Genomic DNA, 25,686 nt, shown 5'->3' with positions numbered 1-25,686 from the left:
CTAACTCCTTGCCTTATAAAGTGTTTATTACTGCATCTTTTATTTATGTTGAAGCATCATATTCAGCTTTAGTGGTTTACGCATTAATTATGAAAATGCGATTTTCGATTAAGCTTATGCCGGATTTGATATATATAAGCAGCAGAAGGAATAGCGGTTAATTGCTTGCGCTCACAACGTTAAACGCTTCACAAATCTCCTGCTACACTGCCTCAACACATCACTAAAAAGGCAGGCCAACATGTCAGACAACACGTATCAGCCACCCAAAGTGTGGGAATGGAAAAAGAACGGCGGCGGCGCGTTCGCCAACATCAACCGTCCAATTTCCGGCGCAACGCATGAGAAAGATCTTCCTGTCGGCTCTCACCCGCTGCAGCTCTACTCGCTGGGCACACCGAACGGCCAGAAGGTGACGATCATGCTCGAAGAGCTGCTGGCGCTGGGCGTGACGGGCGCGGAATACGATGCGTGGTTGATCCGCATCGGCGAGGGCGACCAGTTCTCCAGCGGGTTTGTAGACGTGAACCCGAACTCGAAAATACCGGCGCTGCGTGACCACTCCACGAACCCGCCAACGCGCGTCTTTGAATCCGGCAATATCCTGCTCTATCTGGCGGAGAAATTCGGCCACTTCCTGCCGAAAGATCCGGCGGGACGCACCGAGACGCTGAACTGGCTGTTTTGGCTCCAGGGCGCGGCACCGTTCCTCGGCGGCGGCTTTGGCCACTTCTACAACTATGCGCCGGTAAAAATCGAGTACGCGATTGACCGCTTCACCATGGAAGCTAAGCGCCTGTTCGACGTGCTGGATAAACAGCTGGCGCGCGGTCGCTACGTGGCGGGTGAGGAGTACACCATCGCGGATATGGCGATCTGGCCTTGGTTCGGCTGCGTGGCGCTGGGCAGCGTCTATAACGCCGCCGAGTTCCTGGACGCGGAGAAGTACACCAACGTCCAGCGCTGGGCGAAGGACGTGGCGAACCGCCATGCGGTTAAGCGCGGTCGCATCGTTAACCGCACCAGCGGCGAGCTGAACGAGCAGCTCCACGAACGCCACGCGGCGAGCGACTTCGATACCAATACGGAAGACAAGCGTCAGGCGTAACGTTTCGCCGGGCGGCTCCCCGCCCGGCAGCCGCGATCCTTGCCCAGGGCATGATTAGCCTAAAGGTTGAGTGGCTATTGCTGGCACTATCTGGACGTTTTTCTCACCTCAGAATGAGAAACGCCGTATCAACTGACAGCAGTCACAAAGGATCTGTTATGAAACTTATTAAAACAACGCTGGTTATCAGCGCCCTCATTTTTTCCACCTCGGGAATGGCCATCGACAAAACCGCCGCCGGCGCGGTAGCAGGTGCTGCTATTGGCGCTGCCACGGGCAAAGATCTGAAATCAACCGTGGGCGGTGCCGTGGTTGGCGCAGGCACGGGGGCAATGTTCAAAAACGGCGAAAAAGGCAAAGACGCACGTAAGGGCGGTGCCGTGGGTGCCGTCGTTGGCGCGGGCGCGGCTGCGGTGACGGGCAATAGCGTGCTGAAAGGCGCGGCCGTGGGTGCCGGCACGGGCGCGCTGATTGGTGAAGCGACGCACTAACAGCATCGGGAAAAGAAAGAAGTAAGGCCGCATCAGGCGGCCTGTTGTGTTATGCCGTCAGGCGGAACTTCTGCACCGAGCGTTGAAGCTCTTCGGTCTGGCGTTCCAGCGCCGCGGCTGCCGCGGAAACCTCTTCGACCAGCGAGGCGTTCTGCTGGGTGACGCCGTCCATCTGCGTAATGGCAATCCCGACCTGCGAAATGCCCTTACTTTGCTCCTCAGAAGCCGACGCGATTTGCTTCATAATGGTCGTCACCTCCGTCACGTCGCGCAAAATCGCATCCATGGTGGTGCCCGTGTCGCTCACCAGCTGCGCACCCTGCTCTACGCGGGTCACGGAATCGGTAATCAGACCCTCAATTTCTTTTGCCGCATTGGCGCTGCGGCTTGCCAGGTTGCGGACTTCACCCGCTACCACGGCGAACCCACGCCCCTGCTCGCCCGCGCGCGCCGCTTCTACGGCCGCATTGAGCGCCAGAATATTGGTCTGGAAGGCAATGCTGTTGATGACGTTGGTGATTTCAGCAATTTTCTTCGAGCTTTCCGAAATACCGCTCATGGTGGTGACCACCTCTTCCACCAGCGAGCCGCCGCGGCTGGCGGTGGTTGAGGCCACATCGGCAAGCTGGCTGGCCTGACGCGCGCTTTCGGCGTTCAGCTTCACGGTAGCGGTCAGCTGTTCCATGCTGGCCGCCGTCTCTTCCAGCGCGGCAGCCTGCTCTTCGGTACGGGAAGAGAGATCGTTGTTGCCGCTGGAGATCTCCGTCGCACCGCGCCAGATATTCTCACTGCCGGAGCGAATGGTGCTGACCGCTTCACGCAGGCTGTCCTGCATGGCGCTCAGCAGCGGCACCAGCTGTCCCACGCAGTTGCGGCCGAAAGGCGCAATGGGCTGGCTGAGATCGCCCTGGGCAATCTGGCGGAACTGCTGGCGAATGCGCTCCAGCGGTTTGACCAGCATCGCCACCAGGTAGCGGTCGGTAAAGAGCAGGATCAGCAGGCCGATAATGGTGGCGACGATAATAACCGTGCGGGTCATGCTGGTCAGGCCGTCGACCACCATGCGGGTGCTGTCGAGCGTCTTCGCGGCGGCATTATTGAACTTCTCGGCGGCGGCACCGAACGCACGGCTTAGCGGCGGCGTAACGTTGTTGGCCTGCTGGCGGTAGCCGTCCAGGGTCGCCTGCTTCGCCTGCTCCATTTGCGGCGTCACGCCCTGTTCAAGCAGCGCCTGCCAGGTACCGATCACCTGCGCAGAGACCTGCTCATCCATTGGGCCAGGCGAGATCGCCTTCATTTCGGCCAGTTTCTTACCCATGTTGTCCAGCGCCTGTTGGGCAGAGGACCAAATCCGGCGTGCCGCCAGCGGCTTTGACCTCCATGGCGCGGCTCAGACGGGTCACAAAGCGGAAATACTGATCGTTGCCCTGGCTGAGCACCATCATCTGTTTAACCAGCTGGCGATCGACTTCATTGCCGTCTGATACCCGTGACAGGGACCAGGTGCTGTACAGCCCGACGCCCGCCCACATTAAACAAAAAATCCCGAGGATCGTCAGCATGACGAAACGGATCGTGAAATTACGGAGCATATTCATAAGTCTTCCTTGCCGTGAGGGTGAATTCGCCCAGAGGCGAGTGCTACTCTCGTTATCGGCAGGGTGCAGGGAAATTATAACCTTTTGTGATTATTTTTAGTTAGCGTGGCTTCACAGGTCGCACAGCCACCGTTAACCCTTATCTTCGCACGACATGATGTGATAAGTTCAGAATGAAAACGACGTTTCAAAAAATCATCTATAAGAAAAGGAGACATCATGTCCTGGTACCCTGACGCTACCCGCTACGAGAATATGCAGTACCGCTACTGTGGCAAGAGCGGCCTGCGCCTGCCCGCGCTGTCGCTGGGCCTGTGGCATAGCTTCGGCCACGTTCAGCCCCTTGACTCCCAGCGCGCGCTGCTGCGTAAAGCCTTCGATCTCGGGATTACCCATTTCGATCTTGCCAACAACTACGGCCCGCCTGCGGGAAGCGCGGAAGAGAACTTTGGCCGCCTGCTGCGTGAGGACTTTGCCCGGTATCGCGACGAGCTGATTATCTCCACTAAAGCCGGTTACGACATGTGGCCAGGCCCGTACGGTTCAGGCGGCTCACGCAAGTATCTGCTCGCCAGTCTCGACCAGAGCCTGAAACGTATGGGCGTCGAATACGTGGATATTTTCTATTCCCACCGCGTGGATGAAAATACGCCAATGGAAGAGACGGCCTCCGCGCTGGCTCATGCTGTTCAGAGTGGGAAAGCGCTGTACGTGGGCATTTCCTCCTACTCTACCGAGCGCACACAAAAAATGGCCGCGCTGCTGCACGAGTGGAAGATCCCGCTGCTGATCCACTAGCCGTCCTATAACCTGCTTAACCGCTGGGTCGATAAGACCGGCTTGCTGGATACGCTGGAAGCAAACGGCACGGGGTGTATTGCCTTTACCCCGCTGGCGCAGGGTCTGCTGACCGGAAAATACCTGAACGGTATTCCGGAAGGTTCTCGCATGCAGCGCGAGGGGAACAAAGTGCGCGGCCTGACGCAGAAAATGCTGACGGAAGCTAACCTGAACAGTCTTCGTCTGCTTAATGAGATGGCGCAGGCGCGCGGGCAGACAATGGCGCAGATGGCGTTGAGCTGGCTGCTGAAAGATGCTCGCGTGACGTCAGTGCTGATTGGCGCGAGCCGCCCGGAACAGCTGGAGGAGAACGTTCAGGCGCTGGGTAATCTGCGCTTTACGGAAGATGAACTGACGCGGATTGACCAGCACGTGGCGGACGGGGAACTGAATTTGTGGCAGGCGTCGTCGGATAAATAGTGTGGTTCGATGCTTTCTCCCCTAACCCTCTCCCCGGGAGAGGGTTAGGGTGAGGGGAGAAATGTGTACCTTATTTCTTACTGATCTTATCCAGATACCCCATCACAAACGCCGACAGCACAAACGTCAGGTGGATAATCACATACCACATCAGCTTATTATCCGGGACGTTTTTCGCGTCCATAAACACGCGTAACAGGTGGATAGAGGAGATTGCCACTATAGATGCCGCAACTTTATTCTTCAGCGACGAGGCGTCCATTTTCCCCAGCCAGCTGAGCTTTTCTTTATGCTCGGCGATATCAAGCTGAGAGACGAAGTTCTCATAACCGGAAAACATCACCATCACCAGTAAGCCGCCCACCAGCGTCATATCCACCAGCGACAGCAGAACCAGAATTAAATCAGCTTCCGCCACGGAGAAAATGTTAGGCAATACGTGGAAAATCTCCTGGAAGAACTTGATCGTCAGGGCGACCAGCGCCAGGGAAAGACCGAAATAGACGGGTGCGAGCAGCCAGCGAGAGGCATACATTGCGTTTTCAAAGAAGCGTTCCATAAAATCCTGTCTGCAAACGAAACCAGCGCTCAGTATATCTCAACGGCGCTGACTGTTTGCAAGAACTAACCAGTACGCCACTCAGACGTCGTCCGGGTTAACCTCAGGACGCGCATACTCCGGCCAGACCAGCACCACCAGCTCCGGGTAGGCTTCCAGGCTAAACTCGCGAAAACACTGGCGAAGGTTTAATACGTCCAGGTCTGAATACGAGACCTTCTCACCGTTAAGACAGCGCTTTTTGATGTTGTCGTAATATTTATAAACCGCTGAATTCAGATCGCTACAGCGACGCTGCGCCTCAAACAGACCGGGCGTGTCATTAATTTCCGACATTTTCATGCGCTTAATTGTCGCGTGTAAGAAGTCGATATATTCATGATTCACCCGCCAGTACCAGACAGGCGTAACGGAGTTCATCAAAACAGAGAAATGATCTTCTCCTTCCTCTTTTGTCATCAGTTCAGGTTGTGGCGGTTCACTGGTGTCTTTCGACACTTTCGTTTTATTGAACTCCTGCATCAATAAAAGCACACCAGCGGTCAGTAATAGTAATGTGATGACCGTAAAAAAGATGCTGTTCATGGGTTGGCTCCATTTTTTTTGATTTTAAAATTGCCTCATGATATTGTCAACGAATCTCACGCCTTTACCAACCCCACCCTGTTGAAACTAAAGGAAATTAAAAATGCTGCCCGACTATCTCGTCCCGGCTAAGTACCACATTACGCCTGTGGAACAGCAACCGACGGAAGAAGAAAAAAAGGCCAGTTTCACTCAAGGGAAAAGAAAGCTCTCTGATTTCGAGCCTGATATATTAATTGGCGTTTCTCACACTGGCAAATCCCGTAATATGCTGCTGGAAGAGCACGATCGCCATATAAAAGACCGCTTATTTCGCGCTATAAAAATTGAAGCGTTCGTCCACCTGCTGAATGACCTGCAGGCAGAAGGCGAAATAGATGCCCAGAAACTAAGTCAAATAATGGCTGAAAAAACGAAGGAAATAAATGAGGCCGGCAATGAAATTTGGCTTAATCTAATTACGCGAGAAAAAAACAACCCTATTTTTTATACCCTGGGGGAAGATTAACGTGAAAGAAGTTAAAGACAATAACGTTTATTTGACTTTAGATGATAAAAAAAGTGATGAATTTATCTTAAAGCAAAATATCGAGGCGCTAAGAAATGCAAAAAATGCCGAGATGACGCGTATTACACAAGACCTGGTATCGATCCCGGCAACGCTGGTGCGTCTGAAATGGCAGAATCGCCGCGAGATTTATCCGTTACAGGTTAAAGAAGAAATTTACGGCGCCGTGATGAACGCCATCATCGAGCAGCTTCCAGAACTGAAAGAGAAACTGCTGGGACGTCTTGAGGCCAACTATCAGTATCTGCTTGCCAGAGAAGTCGCCACCCTGCGCCTGACGCGCAAACTGTCAGCCGGTGAGTACCGTACGTCAAACGTCACCTGCGTTGCGCTCGATGAGGACGCGCTGACCACCACCCCCTCTACCGCACCGACGGACAGCAAAAACGCATAAACCGACAGGCATAAAAAAAGCCGGCTTTCGCCAGCTTCTTTATCACTTCGAGGCCGCTTTCTCTTCCCCGACCAGCCCAATCTTCAGATAACCCGCCTGATGCAGCGTGTCCATTACCTTCATCATGGTTTCATAGTCGACGGTTTTGTCCGCCCGGAAGAAGACGGTGGTGTCCTTCTTGCCGCCGGTCAGCTGGTCCAGCGCCGGAATAACGGAGGCATCCGTCACAGGGTCGTTCCCCAAGAACATGGATTTATCCGCTTTCACCGACAAATAAATTGGCTTTTCCGGACGCGGCTGCGGCTGGCTGGAGGAGGCAGGCAGATTCACCTTCACGTCGACCGTCGCCAGGGGTGCTGCCACCATGAAGATAATCAGCAGCACCAGCATGACGTCGATAAACGGCGTCACGTTGATTTCGTGCATTTCGCCGTTATCGTCCAGATTTTCGTTTAGACGCATTGCCATACAATCAACCTACGCGCAGTTTAGACGCCGCATGCACCGGCTTCACGGCGCTGGCATTCAGGTCGAGATCGCGGCTTTGCAGCAGCAGAACCTGAGCGGCAACGTCGCCGAGCGTGGCTTTGTAGTTGCCGATCATACGCGCGAAAATGTTGTAGATAACCACCGCCGGAATTGCCGCGACCAGACCGATTGCCGTCGCTAGCAGCGCTTCCGCGATACCCGGGGCCACTACCGCCAGGTTGGTGGTTTGGGTCTGAGCAATGCCGATAAAGCTGTTCATGATGCCCCAGACCGTACCGAAAAGACCGATGAACGGTGAAATCGCGCCGATGGTCGCCAGATACCCATTGCCGCGTCCCATGTGTCGGCCAACGGCCGCAACGCGACGCTCCAGACGGAAACCGGTACGCTCTTTAATACCTTCGTTATCTTCACTGCCGGCGGAGAGTTCCAGCTCGTTCTGAGCTTCATTCACTAACAGGGTGGTCAGGCTTTTCGGGTGGAAGGATGAGGTCATCTCAGAAGCCTGATCCAGAGAGCGGGCTTCTGCCAGCTGCTGCTGTTCCCGCTTGAGGCGACGCTTCTGCGAAAGCAGCTCGGCGCTTTTGCTGAAGAAGATAGCCCAGGTGACAACGGACGCCAGAATCAGGCCGATCATCACAATCTTAACCACGATGTCAGCATGATGATACATGCCCCAAACGGAGAGATCCGTCTGCATCAAATTATTACCCACTCTGTATCTCCAGGACGCAAATCACAAAATCTGAACGTAATAATATCAAAAAGCCGTCGAATTGATAGTCGTTCTCATTAGTATTTACATGGTGCCGTAATTTTCGCTCAGTTTCCTTGCGCTTACGCAGTAAAAATTTCTTATGCGCTTTTTTGCTAATATTTTCTGCTTATTCGATAAGCATGCGGGTGCAGTTTTTTACAATCGTGGTAGTCTGGACGTCCAGACGTATAAAAACAGGGTTAGCGAACATGACCAAGAAGCATCTTGATACCACGCTGGTGCAGGCGGGACGCAGCAAGAAATACACTCAGGGATCGGTCAACAGCGTGATTCAACGCGCCTCCTCGCTGGTGTTTGATACCGTTGAGGAGAAAAAAATCGCCACGCGTAACCGCGCAAAAGGTGGGCTGTTCTACGGTCGCCGCGGAACGCTAACCCATTTTTCGCTGCAGGAAGCGATGTGCGAGCTGGAGGGGGGCGCGGGCTGCGCGTTGTTCCCGTGCGGTGCGGCGGCGGTCGCCAACACCATTCTGGCGTTTGTCGAACAGGGCGACCATATCCTGATGACCAACACCGCCTATGAACCCAGCCAGGATTTCTGCACCAAAATTCTCAGCAAGCTCGGCGTGACCACCAGCTGGTTTGACCCGCTGATTGGTGAAGGCATTGCTGAACTTATCCAGCCAAACACGCGCATTGTGTTCCTGGAATCTCCCGGCTCCATCACCATGGAAGTGCACGACGTTCCGGCTATCGTGAAGGCCGTGCGCAGCAAAGCGCCAGAGGCGATTATCATGATCGACAACACCTGGGCGGCAGGTGTGCTGTTTAAGGCGCTGGAATTCGATATTGATATCTCGATTCAGGCGGCAACGAAATACCTGATTGGGCACTCTGACGGGATGATTGGCACCGCGGTTTCCAACGCGCGCTGCTGGGACCAGCTGCGGGAAAATGCCTACCTGATGGGCCAGATGGTGGATGCAGACACGGCATACATGACCAGCCGGGGCATTCGTACGCTCGGCGTGCGTCTGCGTCAGCATCATGAAAGTAGCCTGAAAATCGCTGAATGGCTGGCGCAGCATCCGCAGGTTGAGCGCGTGAACCATCCGGCGCTTCCGGGTAGTAAAGGCCATGAGTTCTGGCAACGTGACTTTACGGGCAGCAGCGGGCTGTTCTCGTTTGTGCTTAAAAAACGGCTGAGTAATGACGAACTGGCAAGCTATCTGGATAATTTTACCCTCTTCAGCATGGCCTACTCCTGGGGCGGTTTTGAATCTCTGATCCTGCCGAATCAGCCGGAGCAGATCGGGGCCCTGCGCCCCGGCGGAGAAGTGGACTTCAGCGGCACCCTCATTAGATTGCATATCGGTTTAGAAAATGTGGACGATTTAATTGCGGATTTATCTGCAGGCTTTGAACGTATCGTGTAGAGTGCGGGCTGAAAATGTACTCCCCGGACGCTTTTGTGAACACTGCATGCAGAAAAGTCTGCATGAGTTGCGCCTGCGATCAATCCCGACAGGTGAAATTGGGAGTACAATAGCGTTATCTCTGCTGTTCCACAGGAAAGTCCATGGCTGTTATTCAAGATATTATCGCGGCGCTCTGGCAACATGATTTTGCCGCCCTGGCGGATCCCCACGTTGTAGGCGTCGTCTATTTCGTGATGTTCGCGACGCTGTTTCTGGAAAATGGATTACTGCCAGCCTCGTTTTTACCCGGTGACAGTTTGCTTTTGCTTGCCGGGGCGCTGATCGGCAAAGGCGTCATGGACTTTACGCCAACGATGGTTATCCTTACCTCCGCCGCGAGCCTGGGCTGCTGGCTGAGCTATCTGCAGGGCCGCTGGCTGGGGAACACGCGCGTGGTGAAGGGCTGGCTGGCGCAGTTACCGCATAAATACCACCAGCGTGCGACCTGCATGTTTGACCGCCACGGCCTGCTGGCGCTGCTCGCCGGGCGTTTCCTGGCGTTTGTTCGCACCCTTCTGCCCACCATGGCGGGTATTTCCGGGTTGTCTAACCGCCGCTTCCAGTTCTTCAACTGGCTGAGCGCCCTGCTGTGGGTTGGCGTGGTAACCACCCTCGGCTACGCGCTGAACATGATCCCCTTTGTGAAGCACCATGAAGATCAGGTGATGACCTTCCTGATGATCCTGCCAATATTCCTGCTGGTTGCTGGGCTGGTGGGTACCATTGCGGTGGTGATTAAGAAAAAGTATTGCAGTGCATAAACAAAAGCCGGGTGGCGCTACCGCTTTCCCGGCCTACGTTTCACCTCAGGCGCCCTGCATCGTTCTTATACGTGACGCATCCTCTCCCGGCGTGACGCCGAAATAGCGCTTAAACTCCCGACTGAACTGCGACGCACTTTCATAGCCGACGCGCATGGCCGCCGCGCTGGCCTTCATGCCGTCGTGAATCATCAGCATCCGTGCCTTATGCAAACGGTAGGTTTTGAGGTACTGCAGCGGCGAGGTGCTGGTCACCGACTTAAAGTTGTGGTGAAACGCCGAAACGCTCATGTTCGCTTCCGCCGCCAGCTGGTCAACGCTGAGGTTCTCCGTGTACTGGCTTTCAATACGCTTGAGCACGCGGCTGATCAGGCTGAAGTGGGTCTGTCGGCTCACCAGCGCGAGTAACGCCCCGCCGCCCGGCCCCAGCAGCACGTGATAAAGAATTTCGCGGATAATCTGCTTGCCGAGAATACGCGCGTCCAGCGGCCTTTCCATGACGTCCAGCAGGCGCTCAATGGCGCAGAGGATCTCTTCCGACAACGTCGCCGAGTTAATCCCGCTGGAGGCCATCGACGGCTGGAAAAGCTCGTCTTCGCCAATCTCCATCAGCAGCTCCTGCAGTTGAAGAATATCGACGTTGACGCGAATACCCGCCAGCGGGACCGACTCTGTCGCGAAGGTTTCACATTCGAAGGGTAAAGGTACCGTCAGGAGCAGATATTCATTGGTGTCGTAGCGGAACACCCGCTCGTTGATATAGCCAATCTTATGGCCTGAAAAGAGAAAAACGATGCCCGGCTGGTACATCACCGGCGTGCGCGTCCCGGGCTGCGTGCCGTAGAGCAGGCGAATGTCCGGCAGCAGGTCGCTAACATTATTTTCTTTATCTATCAGCATTTTAATCTGCGAGGTAAGCTGAAGGCAGATCGCTTCACGGTTCATTTTACGTTACTCCGGGTACGGTTTCCGACCCTCACAGTCTGCGCATTTTTACGAAGTTTCTCCAGCGCTCTGTAGAAATGGGCAAGACATCGGCAGGAATGTGCATTGAGAGCCTGGCCCCGGACGGCCACAATGAGCAGCATCAGGTAGCCATCAGCGCCACCACGGTTTTTCACCCACTAAAGGGAACGAGCAATGAACAACTTTAATCTTCACACCCCAACCCGCATTCTGTTTGGTAAAGACGCTATCGCCGACCTGCGCGCGCAGATCCCTGCTGACGCCCGCGTGCTGATCACTTACGGTGGCGGCAGCGTGAAAAAAACCGGCGTGCTGGATCAAGTTTACAGCGCTCTGGACGGACTGGACGTGCGTGAGTTCGGCGGCATTGAGCCAAACCCGTCTTACGAAACGCTGATGAACGCGGTGAAAATCGCCCGCGAAGAAAACATCACCTTCCTGCTGGCGGTCGGCGGCGGCTCCGTGCTGGACGGCACTAAATTCATCGCGGCGGCAGCGCACTACGCTGATGGCATCGATCCGTGGCACATCCTCGAAACCCGCGGCAGCGACATTAAAAGCGCGATCCCGATGGGATCCGTATTGACCCTGCCAGCGACGGGTTCTGAATCCAACAAGGGCGCGGTGATCTCCCGTAAAACTACCGGTGATAAGCAGGCCTTCATGAACGAACACGTTCAGCCTGTCTTCGCCATTTTGGATCCGGTTTACACCTACACCCTGCCCGCACGTCAGGTGGCGAACGGCGTGGTCGACGCCTTTGTACACACCGTCGAGCAGTACGTGACCTACCCTGTTAATGCCAAAATTCAGGATCGCTTCGCGGAAGGCATTCTGCTCACGCTGATTGAAGACGGCCCGAAAGCGCTGAAAGAGCCGGAAAACTACGACGTGCGTGCCAACGTCATGTGGGCCGCGACGCAGGCGCTGAACGGCCTGATCGGCGCTGGCGTGCCGCAGGACTGGGCAACCCATATGCTGGGCCACGAGCTGACGGCGATGCACGGCCTGGACCACGCCCAGACGCTGGCCGTTGTGCTGCCTGCGCTGTGGAACGAAAAACGGGATACCAAGCGCGCCAAACTGCTGCAGTACGCCGAGCGCGTGTGGAACATCACCGAGGGTTCTGACGATGCGCGTATTGATGCCGCCATTGCAGCGACCCGTAACTTCTTTGAAAGCCTGGGCGTGCCAACGCGTCTGTCCGGCTACGGCCTGGACGGCAGCTCCATCCCTGCCCTGCTGGTAAAACTCGAAGAGCACGGCATGACCCATCTGGGCGAGCATGGAGACATTACGCTGGACGTCAGCCGTCGAATCTACGAAGCGGCACGCTAAGCGTTTTTGGCATCCTGACTTTCGTTTTTTGACATTTCGTCCAGACTTAATGCACACCCCATCGCCGGAGTCCCCCTCCGGCGATGCGCACCTGAAGGAGGAAAAATGGCAAACCAAACCGTAATCAAGCTGCAGGACGGCAACGTGATGCCCCAGCTGGGGCTAGGTGTATGGAAAGCCGGTAACGACGAGGTCGTCTCCGCCATTCATAAAGCACTCGAAGTCGGCTATCGGTCGATTGATACCGCCGCCGCGTACAAAAACGAGGACGGCGTGGGGACCGCGCTGGCCAGCGCCGGCGTCCCCCGCGATGAGCTGTTCATCACCACTAAACTGTGGAACGACGATCAAAAGCGCCCCCGCGAAGCATTGCAGGAGAGCCTGGAGAAACTCCAGCTTGATTTCGTCGATCTGTACCTGATGCACTGGCCGGTTCCGGCCATCGACCATTACGTTGACGCCTGGAAAGGGATGATTGAACTGCAGAAAGAGGGGCTGGTGAAAAGCATCGGCGTCTGTAATTTCCAGGTGCATCACCTGCAGCGCCTGATCGACGAAACGGGCGTCGCTCCGGTGATTAACCAGATCGAGCTGCACCCGCTGCTGCAGCAGCGCCAGCTTCACGCCTGGAACGCCACCCACAAGATCCAGACCGAGTCCTGGAGCCCGCTGGCGCAGGGCGGTGAAGGCGTGTTCGACCAGAAAATTATCCGCGACTTGGCGGATAAATACGGCAAAACCCCGGCGCAGATCGTCATTCGCTGGCATCTGGACAACGGCCTGGTGGTGATCCCGAAATCGGTCACGCCGTCGCGCATTGCCGAGAACTTCGACGTCTGGGATTTCCGACTGGACAAAGACGAGCTGGGTGAAATTGCGAAGCTGGATAAAGGTAAGCGGCTTGGGCCGGACCCGGATCAGTTTGGCGGGTAATCGCGTTAAAACGCCGGGTGGCGGCTTCGCCTTACCCGACCTACAAAAAACCCCGGCAAGCCGGGGTTTTCTTTTACGCTTTACGCTTCACAGGTTTCTTCACACTGGAATTACCGTTCGAACGCTGATGCACAATCGGCGTATGTTTGGTCAGCGCCGGGCGCGTATTGCGGTTCTGGCGACGCGCTTCGCGCATCTCATCCAGCGTAGGAGCCGGAACCAGGCAGTCGCGGCGCGAGCCAATAAGGTGTTTTTTGCCCATATCTTCCAGCGCCTGGCGGATCAGCGGCCAGTTTTTCGGGTCGTGGTAACGCAGCAGCGCCTTATGCAGACGACGCTGTTTATCCCCTTTCGGCACCACCACCTCTTCACTCTTGTAGCCAATCTTACTCAGCGGGTTTTTGCCGGTGTAATACATGGTCGTCGAGTTGGCGAGCGGTGAAGGATAGAAGTTCTGCACCTGATCCAGACGGAAGCGACGCTGCTTCAGCCACAGCGCCAGGTTCACCATGTCTTCATCGCGCGTGCCAGGATGCGCGGAGATGAAGTACGGGATCAAATACTGCTCTTTGCCCGCCTGCTTCGAGTAGGTGTCGAACAGCTGCTTAAAGCGATCGTAGCTGCCCATGCCCGGCTTCATCATCTTCGACAGCGGGCCTTCTTCGGTGTGCTCCGGCGCAATCTTCAGATAACCGCCGACGTGGTGCGTCGCCAGCTCTTTGATATAGCGAGGATCTTCCACGGCGATGTCGTAACGCACCCCGGAGGCGATGAGGATCTTTTTGATGCCCTTCAGGTCGCGCGCGCGGCGGTAGAGGTTGATCGTCGGCTCGTGGTTAGTATCCATGTGCTCGCAAATGCTCGGGTAGACACAGGAGAGACGACGGCAGGTCTGCTCCGCGCGCGGCGACTTGCAGCGCAGCATATACATGTTCGCGGTTGGGCCGCCGAGATCGGAGATCACGCCGGTAAAGCCCGGCACCGTGTCGCGAATGGCTTCGATCTCATTGATGATCGAATCCTCAGAGCGGCTCTGGATAATACGGCCTTCGTGTTCGGTAATGGAGCAGAAGGAGCAGCCGCCGAAGCAGCCGCGCATGATGTTGATCGAGAAGCGGATCATCTCATACGCCGGGATACGGGCGTTGCCGTACGCCGGGTGTGGCACGCGCTTGTACGGCAGCGCAAAGACGCTGTCCATCTCTTCAGTGGAGAGCGGGATCGCCGGTGGGTTGATCCAGATGAAGCGCTCGCCGTGCTTCTGCATTAGCGCGCGGGCGCAGCCCGGGTTGGTTTCATGGTGCAGAATACGGGACGCGTGCGCGTAGAGCACCTTGTCGGCTTTCACCTTCTCGTAGGACGGCAGCAGCACGTATGTCTTTTCCCACGGCTTCGGGCGCGGCGGCTGCACAACGATAGCCTTCGCTTCCGCTTTCTTCGGCTCAACCGGCTTGTTATCGGCACACGGCAGATCTTCACCGTACGGGTGCGGGATCGGGTCGATTTTGCCCGGCATATCAATAATGCGGGAATCCACCCCGCTCCAGCCCGGCAGCGCTTCTTTCACCATGATCGCAGTATTGCGCACGTCGCGGATGCTGCTCACCGGCTCGCCCTGCGACAGACGGTGCGCCACTTCCACCAGCGGACGCTCGCCGTTACCGTAAATCAGCATGTCGGCCTTGGAGTCCACCAGCACCGAGCGGCGCACGGTATCTGACCAGTAGTCGTAGTGCGCGGTGCGGCGCAGGCTCGCCTCGATGCCGCCGAGGATCACCGGCACGTCTTTCCAGGCTTCTTTGCAGCGCTGGGTATAAACCAGGGTCGCGCGGTCCGGACGTTTGCCCGCCACGTTATCCGGCGTGTAGGCGTCGTCATGACGCAGCTTGCGGTCGGCAGTATAGCGGTTGATCATCGAGTCCATGTTGCCAGCGGTCACGCCGAAGAACAGGTTTGGTTTTCCCAGACGCATGAAGTCGTCTTTGCTGTTCCAGTCGGGCTGGGAGATGATCCCCACGCGGAAGCCCTGCGCTTCGAGCATACGGCCACAGATGGCCATGCCGAAGCTCGGGTGGTCAACGTAGGCATCGCCCGTGACCAGAATGATATCGCAGCTGTCCCAGCCCAGTTGGTCCATCTCTTCCCGGGACATCGGCAGGAACGGCGCCGGTCCAAAGCAGGCCGCCCAGTACTGGGGCCAGGAGAAGAGGTCACGATCCGGCTGGATCAGGGAAATTGCGCTCATAGTGCTTCCGAAGAAAAAATAGACAAAAGGGCGGGGATTATACGCTGGAACATTGTGGGAAATGAAGGGGTATTATGCGGGCTGTTGCCCTCACCCCAACCCTCTCCCACAGGGAGAGGGAGAAAAGCACGTTACGGCGCCGGATTCACCAGCATCTGCCCCACGGAACCCATGTCCATCATCTCCAGCGTCTGGCTGTGGAACAGGAACGGGAAGTGCGGCCACGAAGGCTGACCGTAGTAGACGAGCAGTTCAACCTGGCCGTCCACCCACACGGTATCTTTCCAGCCGCGATCTTCCGGGAACGGCATCGCGCCATTAACGTTGCGGATCAGATATGACACACCTTCAATATGGAACGACTGCGGCATGTCTGACCGGACCGTCCAGCGCTCCCAGGTACCCTGCTGAGCGGTGATATCAATGCGATTTACATCCCACAGCGCGCCGTTGATGCCCGGATCGTCGCCCAGGCTGATATCACGGCTGCGCACCGGCGAGCCGCTCATGATCTCCTGCGGCAGCAGGCGCATCGGCAGGCTATCGGTGACCAGCGGCAGCAGGCCGGTTGGACGCAGAGTAAGCACCAGCGTGGAGACCAGAATGCTCGACGGCTCAAAGAACCCACGAATACGGTCAACGATGCTCGCGGCTTCACCACAGGTGACGGAGACTTCGTCCCCGTTGGTCATATCCACCAGAATTTCACGACGTTCACCCGGCGCCAGCGCAAGCTGTTTAACGGAGACCGGCGCGGGTAAAAAGCCCTGGTCGCCGGAGATCACGTGCAGTGGACGGCCATCGCTCATCTGCAGCTGATAGCGACGCGAGTTAGAGGCGTTGAGCAGGCGCAGGCGCACCCAGCCGCGGGACACTTCCACGTACGGGCTCTGCGCGCCGTTAACCAGCAAGGTATCGCCGACAAAGCCACCGCTGCCCGGCTCGCTGTACTCCGGCGTGCCGAAGTTATCCAGACGTTTGTCCTGAATAATGACCGGGAAATCGTCCACGCCGTAGTGGTTCGGGATCGGCAGAGATTTACTGACCTCATCTTCCACCAGCCACATGCCGGCCAGACCGTTATAGACCTGCTGCGCCGTACGGTTAGGGGTATTGGCGTGATACCACAGGGTTGCCGCACTCTGGCGAATCGGCAGGACGGGCGCCCAGTCGGCGTTGGGGGACATCATTCGCGCCGCGCCGCCAATCAAAGGGCCAGGAACCTGTAAGCCGCTGATGGTCATGGCGACATTTTCAGCCGTACGGTTGCTGTAAATGAGCTTAACGTCATCGCCGTTCCACACGCGGATGGTCGGCCCGAGGTAGCGCCCGTTAATGCCCCACACCGGCGCGCGCGTGCCCTGGGTAAAGGACCAGTGGCTGCGCTGAAGCGTGAGGAAAAGCGGCTGCCCGCGACGGGATTCAATCAACGGCGGAATGGGCAGCGGCTGCTGCTGCCCGGCGGCGCTGGCTGTCAGCGGCATCGCACCCGCACAAAGGGCAATCCCCGAAGCCTGAATAAACTGACGCCGACTGAGTGACATATAAGCTCCATCTGAAACGACTAACAACGCGGGAATTCTTTTTCCCTTTAACGCCGAATTAAACCTTACCGGCGGCTTCTCTTTCTGCGACTTCTTTATCCAGCAGCGCAATATGCAGAGCCATGAGCTCGCGGCAGTGTGCTGCCAGTTCGCGCACCTGGTCTTTACCGTATTTGCTGGTATCGACGGGTGGCAGCATTTCGACAATCACCAGACCATTATTCAGGCGGTTAAGATTAATCTTATTAGAAGTATTGGAAACGCACACGGGAATAATTGGAACACCTGCCGCAATTGCGGCATGAAACGCGCCGGTTTTAAACGGCAGCAGGCCGCGCCCGCGGCTACGCGTCCCTTCCGGGAACATCCAGATTGAGATCCGGCGCTTTTTAAAATGATTCACCACTTCTGCAATGGTGCCGTGCGCTTTTGCACGGTTGTTACGGTCGATCAGCAGGTTACCGGTCAGCCAGTACAGCTGGCCAAAAAACGGGATCCACAGCAGGCTTTTTTTCCCCACCGTCACGGTCGGAGGCAGAACAATATTGGAGGCCGTCACCATATCGTAGTTGTTCTGATGGTTGGCGATATAGATGGCGTTACCGAAGTTTTCCGCTCCTTCAGGCAGGCGTTTTTCAACCTTCAGACCAAACAGCGGCGCAAGGCGACCGAACATATGGCCAAAGGTGGCAACATGCTTCGGATTACGCGGGCTGAACAGGCAGTAAATAGAGCCGAAAATACAGACCAGAATGCAGTAAATAACGGTAAGAATGAGACGAACAATGTATAGCATAGCGACCTCTGAAGCCCTGACAGCTGACAATTATACTTCACCTGTGGCCAGGTAAGGACTTTATTACGAGCGCGTATTGTTAATCGCAACGCACGAATTAACAACGATTTTACGGGAAATTTTATTGAAATACCCCCTCCGGACAGAGGGGGTGTTATGACATTACTCTTCGCTGTCGCCCGCGCTGCTGCGCGCAGGCGAATCAATATCCACGCGGTCGATACGCTGCAGGCCGCGCATCAGCGAACCGCGGCGACCGCGCTCGCCCACCACTTTCTGCAGCTCTTCCGGGCGAAGCTTGATTTTACGCTTGCCAACGTGGATGGTCAGCGTGCTCTGCGGCGGCAGCAGGAAGAGGTGCGCCAGGCCATCTTCACCTTTCGCGGCTTCCGCCGACGGGATGTTGATGATCTTGTTGCCCTTACCTTTCGACAGCTCCGGCAGATCGCTGACCGGGAACATCAGCATGCGTCCGGCAGAGGTGATCGCCAGCAGCATGTCGCTCTCGTTCTCAATCACCAGCGGTGTCATCACGCGGGCATTGTCCGGCAGGCTGATCAGCGCTTTACCGGCACGGTTACGCGACACGAGGTCGTTAAAGGTACAGATAAAGCCGTAGCCCGCATCGGACGCCATCAGCAGCTTCTGGTCGTCGGCCTCCATCAGCATGTGGTCAACCGTTGCGCCCGGCGGCAGCGTCAGCTTACCGGTGAGCGGTTCGCCCTGGCCGCGCGCGGAAGGCAGCGTGATCGGGTCGATAGCGTAGCTGCGGCCCGTGGAGTCGATAAACGCCACCGGCTGGTTGCTCTTGCCTTTCACCGCCGCCTTAAAGCTGTCGCCCGCTTTGTAGCTCAGACCCGGCGCGTCGATATCGTGGCCTTTGGCGCTGCGCACCCAGCCGCTCTGCGACAGGACAATGGTCACCGGCTCGGACGGCTGCATGTCGTGCTCGTTCATCGCCTTCGCTTCTTCGCGCTCGTGCAGCGGAGAACGACGGTCGTCGCCGAAGGCATCGGCATCCGCCTGCAGCTCTTTCTTCAGCAGGGTGTTCATCTTGCGCTCGGACGCGAGGATCGCCTGCAGCTGATCGCGCTCTTTTTCCAGCTCGCTTTGCTCGCCGCGGATCTTCATCTCTTCCAGCTTAGCGAGATGACGCAGCTTCAGTTCGAGGATCGCTTCGGCCTGGGTTTCGCTGATGCCAAAGCGTGACATCAGCGCAGGCTTCGGCTCGTCCTCGGTACGGATGATCTCAATCACTTCATCGATATTGAGGAATGCCACCAGCAAACCTTCGAGGATATGCAGGCGCTTAAGCACTTTCTCCAGACGATGGTTCAGACGACGGCGCACCGTATCGCGGCGGAATGTCAGCCACTCGCTGAGGATCTCCAGCAGGTTTTTCACCGCCGGACGACCGTCGAGGCCAATCATATTCAGGTTGATGCGGTAGCTTTTTTCCAGATCGGTAGTGGCGAACAGGTGGTTCATCACCTGCTCCATGTCCACGCGGTTAGAGCGCGGCACGATCACCAGACGAGTCGGGTTCTCGTGGTCGGATTCGTCGCGCAGATCGTCCACCATCGGCAGCTTTTTATTGCGCATCTGGGCGGCGATCTGCTCCAGCACCTTCGCACCGGACACCTGGTGCGGCAGCGCGGTGATCACCACGGCGCCGTCCTCTTTATTCCACACCGCGCGCATGCGCACGGAACCGCGACCGTTCTGGTAGATTTTGCGGATTTCTGCACGCGAGGTGATGATCTCGGCTTCGGTCGGGTAATCCGGCCCCTGCACGATATCCAGCAGCTCCTCCAGCGAGGTTTTTGGCTGCTCGATCAGGGTGATGGCGGCTTTCGCCACTTCACGCAGGTTGTGCGGCGGAATGTCCGTCGCCATGCCCACGGCGATACCGGTGGTGCCGTTCAGCAGGATGTTCGGCAGACGCGCAGGCAGCATCTTCGGCTCCTGCAGCGTACCGTCGAAGTTTGGCACCCAGTCAACGGTTCCCTGACCCAGCTCGCCCAGCAGCACTTCGGCGTATTTGGACAGGCGGGATTCGGTATAACGCATCGCTGCGAAGGATTTCGGATCGTCCGGCGCACCCCAGTTCCCCTGCCCGTCCACCAGCGGATATCGGTAAGAGAACGGCTGGGCCATCAGCACCATCGCTTCATAGCAGGCACTGTCGCCGTGCGGATGGTATTTACCCAGCACGTCACCGACGGTACGGGCGGATTTCTTGAACTTGGCGGTAGCGTTCAGCCCCAGTTCGGACATCGCATAGACGATGCGGCGCTGAACGGGCTTCAGGCCATCCCCGATAAACGGCAACGCCCTGTCCATGATGACGTACATGGAGTAGTTCAGGTAGGCGTTTTCCGTGAATTCATGTAGCGCGAGGCGCTCTGCCATATCGCTCATTACGTGTGATTCCTCAACTCAGAAACCGAAGGGTTTCAGGCAATATTGCCGCAGATACTACCTCATCTGACGAATTGAGTCACAAAGAAAAAGGGCCGCATAAGCGGCCCTTTTCGGGTTATTTGTTCAGCTTGATAACCTGCTTCACGTCGATTTCAAACTCGTTCCAGTCTTTGTCGACTTTACCCTGCAGCTCTACTTTATCCTGCGGGGTGACGGTCACGCCGTTCCAGCGCTTGTGGTCAATCTCAACCACCACCGTGCCGGACTCGTCGCGGAAGGTGTAGCGGTCATCGGACAGGCGCTCGGTAATGTTCCCGCGCAGCTTCACCCAGGCATCGTCCTTCAGGTCTTTCACTTTAGCCGCGGTGGTGAGGTTGGCGTTGTTATCGACAAAACCGCCCTGCTGGGTTTGCGTCTGGGTCTGTGTCGCTGATGGGCCAGTAAAACCGCCCTGTGCAGCAAAGACCGGCGCGGTGGTCATCATCATGATGGCAGCAATTGCAGCGAATTTTTTCATCTTCATCTCTCCCTTTAATGTCGTTTCGCAGTCCATTAAACAGGGTAAACCTTAACAACTTCTTAAGGGGAAAATTTATTTATTTTTACTGTACAGCAGGCGCTTGCAGAGGGTTTACTGACGGCATCAAGGAGGGAACATGCGCATTTTACTGGTAGAAGACGACAGGTTAATCGGCGATGGCATCAAAGCAGGCTTAAGCAAACTGGGCTTTAGCGTGGACTGGTTTACCGACGGGAAAACCGGGCAGGCCGCGCTCGCCTCAGCGCCCTATGATGCCGTGGTGCTTGACCTGACCCTACCGGGAATTGACGGTCTGGAGATCCTGCGCGCCTGGCGCGAAAGCGGCCGCAGCGAGCCGGTACTGATCCTGACCGCGCGGGATGCGCTGAACCAGCGCGTTGAAGGGCTGCGCCTCGGTGCGGACGATTATCTCTGTAAGCCGTTCGCGCTGATAGAAGTGGCCGCCCGTCTGGAAGCGCTGGTGCGCCGCAGCCACGGTCAGACCCGCAGCGAGCTGCGCCACGGCAAGGTGACGCTCGATCCGGCAAGCCTCGTCGCCACGCTGGAGGGCGAAACGCTGACGCTTAAACCGAAAGAGTTCGCCCTGCTGGAGCTGCTGATGCGCAACGCGGGCCGGGTGCTGCCGCGAAAGCTGATCGAGGAAAAGCTTTATACCTGGGACGATGACGTCTCCAGCAACGCCGTCGAAGTCCATGTCCATCATTTACGCCGCAAGCTCGGGAGCGAGTTTATCCGCACCGTGCACGGCATCGGCTACACCCTGGGTGACGCATGAAGCTGAGCCTGAAGCTGCGCCTGACGCTCCTCTTTTTAGCGCTGTCTCTGACGGCCTGGTTTGCCGCCAGCCTGGTGGCGTGGCAGCAGACCACACACAAGCTCGATAAGCTGTTCGACACCCAGCAGATGCTGTTTGCCAAACGGCTGCTGACGATGGATCTGGACGAGATCCGCGCGCCACAGCGCATGCGCGAGGTGCCGAAAAAGGCCAAACACGGGCATCTGGACGATGACGCGCTGGCCTTCGCTATTTACGCTTCAGACGGCACGATGCTCCTTAACGACGGCGAAAACGGGCGCGATATCCCATATCACTATCGTCGTGACGGCTTTGATGACGGACGGCTTCAGGATGACAACGATGAATGGCGCTTTTTATGGCTGACGTCGCCAGACGGAAAATACCGCGTGGTGGTCGGCCAGGAGTGGGAGTACCGACAGGATATGGCGCTGGACGTGGTCAGCTCGCAGCTGACGCCGTGGCTGGTGGCGCTGCCGGCGATGCTGCTGTTGCTGATCGTCCTGCTGAGCCGGGAGCTGAAGCCCCTTAAAAAGCTGGCCCAGACCCTGCGCTCCCGCTCGCCGGACGCCACCGACGCCCTGCCCACTCAGGGCGTGCCGGCGGAAGTGCGCCCCCTGCTCGACTCGCTGAACCATCTTTTTACCCGTACCCAGGAGATGATGACCCGCGAGCGCCGCTTTACCTCCGACGCCGCCCACGAGCTGCGCAGCCCGCTGGCGGCGCTGAAGGTGCAAACCGACGTGGCGCAGCTTTCTCAGGACGATCCGCAGGCGCAGGAAAAAGCGCTGGCGCAGCTGCACGCGGGTATCGACCGCGCCTCCCGGCTGGTGGATCAGCTCCTCACCCTGTCGCGCCTGGACTCGCTGGACAGCCTGGACGGCGTAGAACAGATAGCGATGGCCGACCTGCTGCAGTCTGCGGTAATGGATATTTATCCTTCTGCACAGCAGGCGGGTATTGATATTCGCCTGCACATCAACGCGCCGGAGGTGACCCGAACGGGTCAGCAGCTGCTTCTGAGCCTGCTGGCGCGCAACCTGCTGGATAACGCCACCCGCTACAGCCCGCGCGGCAGCGTGGTAGACGTGACGCTGAACACCCGTAGCGTTACCGTGCGCGACAATGGCCCGGGCATTTCGCCCGATGCGCTGGCGCGTCTCGGCGAGCGCTTTTATCGTCCACCGGGTCAGGACGCCACGGGCAGCGGGCTGGGGCTATCCATTGTGAAACGCATTGCCGCGCTGCACGGCATGCGCGTCTCGCTGGGCAATGCGCCAGAAGGCGGCTTTGAAGTGAAGGTTAACTGGTAAGGGATTATTGCATTTAGCGCAAAAGACTTTGCACATTTTGCTTATTTTTCCGCTCCGTCCTCGCGCGTAGAATACCCGGCATACTCTCATCACCGAGGACAAATAATGAGCAATATTCTGATTGTCAACGGCGCGAAAGAGTTCGCGCACTCTAAAGGCCAGCTGAATGACACCCTGACCGAGGTCGCGGACGGTTTCCTGCGCGACGCCGGGCATGATGTTAAGGTCGTGCGCGCGGACAGCAACTATGACGTGAAGGCCGAAGTGCAGAACTTCCTGTGGGCCGATGTGGTTGTCTGGCAGATGCCGGGCTGGTGGATGGGCGCGCCGTGGACCGTGAAAAAATACATGGACGACGTCTTCACCGAAGGTCACGGTTCGCTGTATGCCAGCGACGGACGCACCCGCTCAGATGCCTCTAAAAAATACGGCTCCGGCGGCCTGATTCAGGGCAAAAAATATATGCTCTCCCTGACCTGGAACGCCCCTCTGGAAGCCTTCACCGAAAAAGATCAGTTCTTCGAAGGCGTGGGCGTAGACGGCGCGTATCTGCCGTTCCACAAGGCGAACCAGTTCCTGGGGATGGATCCGCTGCCGACCTTTATCGTCAACGACGTGATTAAAATGCCTGACGTCCCGAGCTATATCGCAGAATATCGCAAGCATCTCGCGAAAATTTTTGCTTAACTGGTAGCCTGGAATTAAAGGAGTAGTAACCATGCTTACAGTAATCGCAGAAATCCGTACTCGTCCAGGTCAACATCACCGCCAGGCGGTGCTGGATCAGTTCGCGAAAATCATCCCAACCGTACTGAAAGAAGAAGGCTGCCACGGCTACGCGCCGATGGTGGACGCCGCTACCGACGCAAGCTTCCAGGCCACTGCGCCAGACTCCATTATCATGGTTGAGCAGTGGGAAACCGTCGCGCACCTTGAAGCACACCTGCAGACCGCGCACATGAAAGCGTGGAGCGATGCGGTGAAGGGTGACGTGCTGGAGACCCACATCCGTATTCTGGAGCAAGGGGTTTAAAACCTGCCTTCCCTCTCCTTCCGGGGAGGGAATTCTCTCTGACCTGCTATGCTTATTCTGACTTCATGATTAACAGGAGGATGGAATGGGTCTTTTTAACTTCGTGAAAGAAGCAGGCGAAAAGCTATGGGATAACCTGACCGACCACAAAGGTCAGAGCGACAAAATCACCGAGCACCTCAAGAAACTCAACATTCCCGGTTCAGACAAAGTTCAGGTTAACGTTACCGACGGCAAGGCCAGCGTGACGGGTGACGGGCTGACCCAGGAGCAGAAAGAAAAAATCCAGGTCGCCGTCGGCAACATCGCGGGCGTCAGCGAGGTGGAGAACAACATCACCACGACCGATGCCAAAGATGAAGCCACCTACTACACGGTAAAATCCGGCGACACCCTGAGCGCTATCTCCAAAACCGTGTACGGCGATGCCAACCAGTACAACAAGATTTTTGAGGCTAACCGCCCGATGCTCTCCAGCCCGGATAAAATCTACCCCGGCCAGACGCTGCGTATTCCTAAAGCGTGATCCGCGAGTCGGGGGATGCCCCCCGACCTTTTTTACCAGTACAGTTTCCAGCTCTGCGTAAAGCGCACCAGCGCCTCCACGTAGAAGTAATCTCCCCAGCTCGCACACTCGTCCACCCCTTTGTTGTTCGCCAGGTGATAGACCGAGTGCTTCAGCAGCCCGGTGCCCTTCTCCTCTTTGCCCATCAGGTAGTGCTTCGTCAGTGACGACATAATGCCTTTGGCCCATTCCAGATAACGCTCCCGGTCCGGATCCGTCACGGGCAGTTGCTTCACCAGCTCCAGCAGCCCGCACACCGCAATCGCCGCCGAGGACGAATCGCGCAGCGCGTCGGTCCCCACCAGCGCCAGATCCCAGTGGCAGACGTAGTCTTCCGGGAGGCGGTTGAGGAAGTAGTTCGCCAGCCGCTTCGACAGGGCGATCATCGTCTCGTCGCCGGTATAGATATAACTCAGCAGGAAGCCGTAAATCCCCCACGCCTGCCCGCGCGACCAGCAGGAGTCATCGGCATAGCCCTGCTGGGTATTGCCGTAGCGCGGCGAGCCGGTTTGTACGTCCATATAATAGGTGTGGAACGTGGAGGCATCGTCGCGGATGAGATACCTCGCCGCCTGCATGACGTGCGCTTTTGCGGCGTCAGCAAAGCGCGGATCCCCCGTCTGCTCCGTCGCCCAGTAGAGCAGCGGCAGGTTCATGTTGCAGTCGATGATCATCCGTCCGGCCTGCTCCGGGTCTGAAAGATCGCCCCACGCCTGAATGATTTTCGCCTTCTCATGAAAGCGCTCCAGCAGGGCTTCAGCCGCCAGCAGGGAGAAACCGCGCGCCTCGTGGCTGCCGGTGAGTCGCCAGGCCGCCACGCAGGAGAGCGTGTACAGGAAGCCCAGATCATGAGTGTTGGTGTCGCTGCGCCCGGCGATGCGCAGGCCGAAGGAGCGCACGTGTTTTTCCGCCATCGAGCGGAATTTCTCCTCGCCGCTCATCTCCCACGCCAGCCACAGCTGGCCGGTCCAGAAGCTGGTTGTCCACTCTACGTTGTCGGTCAGCGGGTAATAACCGTTCCGGCAGGTTTCCGCCGGGAACAGCTCTCCGAATGCCGTTAAATGACGGCTAATCAATTCGAGGACGTGGCTACGCGCAGAGATCAGTTCATCGCTAAACAGGCGCGAGTCTACGGGAGCAGGAATGGCAGACAGGCGTTCCTCTCTGATACGACTTAACATAT

24 protein-coding genes and 2 pseudogenes are annotated in these 25,686 nt (G+C 57.0%); 14 read left to right on the top strand and 12 right to left on the bottom strand.

The window, feature by feature from the left end; all coding sequences use genetic code 11:
• Nucleotides 1–241: 241 nt before the first annotated feature.
• Both yghU and IM303_RS17100 read left to right on the top strand, forming a co-directional pair.
• Nucleotides 242–1,108, top strand: coding sequence for a glutathione-dependent disulfide-bond oxidoreductase (gene yghU, locus IM303_RS17105; protein WP_028014407.1), 867 nt, complete (start codon nucleotides 242–244; stop codon nucleotides 1,106–1,108).
• Nucleotides 1,109–1,266: 158 nt separating this feature from the next.
• Nucleotides 1,267–1,599 (top strand): glycine zipper domain-containing protein, encoded by a 333-nt coding sequence (locus IM303_RS17100; protein ID WP_041908148.1) that lies wholly within the window; start codon nucleotides 1,267–1,269, stop codon nucleotides 1,597–1,599.
• Between the two features lie 49 nt (nucleotides 1,600–1,648).
• Here the strand turns inward: IM303_RS17100 and IM303_RS17095 are convergent.
• Nucleotides 1,649–3,197 (bottom strand): annotated as a pseudogene (locus tag IM303_RS17095) (methyl-accepting chemotaxis protein).
• A gap of 219 nt (nucleotides 3,198–3,416) precedes the next feature.
• Between IM303_RS17095 and IM303_RS17090 the strand changes: the two are divergent.
• Nucleotides 3,417–4,457, top strand: a pseudogene (locus tag IM303_RS17090) (aldo/keto reductase).
• A gap of 70 nt (nucleotides 4,458–4,527) precedes the next feature.
• Here the strand turns inward: IM303_RS17090 and IM303_RS17085 are convergent.
• A complete protein-coding gene (locus IM303_RS17085; protein WP_003862473.1) occupies nucleotides 4,528–5,016 on the bottom strand; it encodes a TIGR00645 family protein in 489 nt (162 codons plus the stop codon).
• Nucleotides 5,017–5,097: 81 nt separating this feature from the next.
• Nucleotides 5,098–5,601 (bottom strand): ESA_00282 family adhesion-associated protein, encoded by a 504-nt coding sequence (locus tag IM303_RS17080; protein WP_041908140.1) that lies wholly within the window; start codon nucleotides 5,599–5,601, stop codon nucleotides 5,098–5,100.
• A 103-nt stretch (nucleotides 5,602–5,704) separates the two neighbouring features.
• Here IM303_RS17080 and IM303_RS17075 point away from each other — a divergent pair, with 103 nt between their 5' ends.
• Both IM303_RS17075 and IM303_RS17070 read left to right on the top strand, forming a co-directional pair.
• Nucleotides 5,705–6,109 carry a hypothetical protein gene (locus tag IM303_RS17075; RefSeq protein WP_041908138.1) on the top strand — a complete coding sequence of 135 codons (405 nt, stop codon included), beginning with the start codon at nucleotides 5,705–5,707 and terminating at the stop codon, nucleotides 6,107–6,109.
• 1 nt (nucleotide 6,110) lies between these two features.
• The gene (locus IM303_RS17070; protein WP_192971889.1) at nucleotides 6,111–6,563 is read left to right on the top strand and encodes a cytoplasmic protein; all 453 of its coding nucleotides are present in this window, start codon (nucleotides 6,111–6,113) and stop codon (nucleotides 6,561–6,563) included.
• Nucleotides 6,564–6,605: 42 nt separating this feature from the next.
• On the opposite strand, the gene exbD is transcribed toward IM303_RS17070, so the two are convergent.
• Nucleotides 6,606–7,031 carry a TonB system transport protein ExbD gene (exbD, locus tag IM303_RS17065; protein WP_032643392.1) on the bottom strand — a complete coding sequence of 142 codons (426 nt, stop codon included), beginning with the start codon at nucleotides 7,029–7,031 and terminating at the stop codon, nucleotides 6,606–6,608.
• A 4-nt stretch (nucleotides 7,032–7,035) separates the two neighbouring features.
• Nucleotides 7,036–7,767, bottom strand: a complete 732-nt coding sequence (gene exbB, locus IM303_RS17060; RefSeq protein ID WP_028014417.1) for a tol-pal system-associated acyl-CoA thioesterase — start codon at nucleotides 7,765–7,767, stop codon at nucleotides 7,036–7,038.
• A gap of 251 nt (nucleotides 7,768–8,018) precedes the next feature.
• Here exbB and metC point away from each other — a divergent pair, with 251 nt between their 5' ends.
• Nucleotides 8,019–9,206, top strand: a complete 1,188-nt coding sequence (metC, locus tag IM303_RS17055) for a cystathionine beta-lyase (protein ID WP_049000643.1) — start codon at nucleotides 8,019–8,021, stop codon at nucleotides 9,204–9,206.
• Between the two features lie 143 nt (nucleotides 9,207–9,349).
• The gene (yghB, locus tag IM303_RS17050; RefSeq protein WP_028014419.1) at nucleotides 9,350–10,009 is read left to right on the top strand and encodes a DedA family general envelope maintenance protein YghB; all 660 of its coding nucleotides are present in this window, start codon (nucleotides 9,350–9,352) and stop codon (nucleotides 10,007–10,009) included.
• 45 nt (nucleotides 10,010–10,054) lie between these two features.
• Here the strand turns inward: yghB and IM303_RS17045 are convergent, their stop codons facing one another.
• Entirely contained in the window at nucleotides 10,055–10,954 is a 900-nt protein-coding gene (locus tag IM303_RS17045) for an AraC family transcriptional regulator (RefSeq protein ID WP_049138328.1), read from the bottom strand.
• Nucleotides 10,955–11,149: 195 nt separating this feature from the next.
• On the opposite strand from IM303_RS17045, the gene yqhD reads away from it, so the two are divergent.
• Together yqhD and dkgA are read left to right on the top strand one after the other, a co-directional pair.
• Nucleotides 11,150–12,313, top strand: a complete 1,164-nt coding sequence (gene yqhD, locus IM303_RS17040) for an alcohol dehydrogenase (RefSeq protein WP_192971892.1) — start codon at nucleotides 11,150–11,152, stop codon at nucleotides 12,311–12,313.
• Nucleotides 12,314–12,418: 105 nt separating this feature from the next.
• A complete protein-coding gene (dkgA, locus tag IM303_RS17035; RefSeq protein WP_021242117.1) occupies nucleotides 12,419–13,246 on the top strand; it encodes a 2,5-didehydrogluconate reductase DkgA in 828 nt (275 codons plus the stop codon).
• Nucleotides 13,247–13,319: 73 nt separating this feature from the next.
• Here dkgA and IM303_RS17030 read toward each other — a convergent pair whose 3' ends face one another.
• The 5 genes from IM303_RS17030 to IM303_RS17010 all read right to left on the bottom strand — a co-directional run bounded on the left by IM303_RS17030 (nucleotide 13,320) and on the right by IM303_RS17010 (nucleotide 20,772).
• Nucleotides 13,320–15,491, bottom strand: a complete 2,172-nt coding sequence (locus tag IM303_RS17030) for a YgiQ family radical SAM protein (protein WP_224066003.1) — start codon at nucleotides 15,489–15,491, stop codon at nucleotides 13,320–13,322.
• A gap of 131 nt (nucleotides 15,492–15,622) precedes the next feature.
• Nucleotides 15,623–17,035 carry a cell division protein FtsP gene (gene ftsP, locus IM303_RS17025; protein WP_193360115.1) on the bottom strand — a complete coding sequence of 471 codons (1,413 nt, stop codon included), beginning with the start codon at nucleotides 17,033–17,035 and terminating at the stop codon, nucleotides 15,623–15,625.
• A 58-nt stretch (nucleotides 17,036–17,093) separates the two neighbouring features.
• On the bottom strand, nucleotides 17,094–17,831 hold the full coding sequence (gene plsC / locus IM303_RS17020; protein WP_193360114.1) for a 1-acylglycerol-3-phosphate O-acyltransferase: 738 nt from the start codon (nucleotides 17,829–17,831) through the stop codon (nucleotides 17,094–17,096).
• A gap of 162 nt (nucleotides 17,832–17,993) precedes the next feature.
• Complete coding sequence (gene parC, locus IM303_RS17015) at nucleotides 17,994–20,252, bottom strand: DNA topoisomerase IV subunit A (RefSeq protein WP_192971893.1); 2,259 nt, start codon at nucleotides 20,250–20,252, stop codon at nucleotides 17,994–17,996.
• A gap of 118 nt (nucleotides 20,253–20,370) precedes the next feature.
• Nucleotides 20,371–20,772: a YgiW/YdeI family stress tolerance OB fold protein gene (locus IM303_RS17010; protein ID WP_023309189.1), complete on the bottom strand. Its 402-nt coding sequence runs from the start codon at nucleotides 20,770–20,772 to the stop codon at nucleotides 20,371–20,373.
• A 139-nt stretch (nucleotides 20,773–20,911) separates the two neighbouring features.
• Here IM303_RS17010 and qseB point away from each other — a divergent pair, with 139 nt between their 5' ends.
• The 5 genes from qseB (at nucleotide 20,912) to lysM (ending at nucleotide 24,464) form a co-directional block, all read left to right on the top strand.
• The gene (qseB, locus tag IM303_RS17005) at nucleotides 20,912–21,571 is read left to right on the top strand and encodes a quorum sensing response regulator transcription factor QseB (RefSeq protein WP_047364588.1); all 660 of its coding nucleotides are present in this window, start codon (nucleotides 20,912–20,914) and stop codon (nucleotides 21,569–21,571) included.
• The gene (qseC, locus tag IM303_RS17000) at nucleotides 21,568–22,905 is read left to right on the top strand and encodes a quorum sensing histidine kinase QseC (protein ID WP_193360113.1); all 1,338 of its coding nucleotides are present in this window, start codon (nucleotides 21,568–21,570) and stop codon (nucleotides 22,903–22,905) included. Before qseB ends, qseC begins: the two co-directional genes overlap by 4 nt.
• A 105-nt stretch (nucleotides 22,906–23,010) precedes the next feature.
• Complete coding sequence (locus tag IM303_RS16995) at nucleotides 23,011–23,592, top strand: NAD(P)H-dependent oxidoreductase (RefSeq protein ID WP_193360112.1); 582 nt, start codon at nucleotides 23,011–23,013, stop codon at nucleotides 23,590–23,592.
• A 31-nt stretch (nucleotides 23,593–23,623) separates the two neighbouring features.
• Nucleotides 23,624–23,938, top strand: coding sequence for a putative quinol monooxygenase (locus tag IM303_RS16990; protein WP_008502984.1), 315 nt, complete (start codon nucleotides 23,624–23,626; stop codon nucleotides 23,936–23,938).
• Nucleotides 23,939–24,023: 85 nt separating this feature from the next.
• Complete coding sequence (gene lysM / locus IM303_RS16985) at nucleotides 24,024–24,464, top strand: peptidoglycan-binding protein LysM (RefSeq protein WP_028014428.1); 441 nt, start codon at nucleotides 24,024–24,026, stop codon at nucleotides 24,462–24,464.
• 32 nt (nucleotides 24,465–24,496) lie between these two features.
• Here the strand turns inward: lysM and IM303_RS16980 are convergent, their stop codons facing one another.
• On the bottom strand, nucleotides 24,497–25,684 hold the full coding sequence (locus IM303_RS16980) for a glycoside hydrolase family 88 protein (RefSeq protein WP_193360111.1): 1,188 nt from the start codon (nucleotides 25,682–25,684) through the stop codon (nucleotides 24,497–24,499).
• Nucleotides 25,685–25,686: the final 2 nt, after the last annotated feature.

Origin of the sequence: Enterobacter cloacae complex sp. P38RS (genome assembly GCF_014930775.1) — a bacterium.
Taxonomy (GTDB): domain Bacteria; phylum Pseudomonadota; class Gammaproteobacteria; order Enterobacterales; family Enterobacteriaceae; genus Enterobacter; species Enterobacter bugandensis.
Note: the sequence above shows the minus strand (reverse complement) of the source record. Positions and strands in the feature narration are given on the sequence as shown.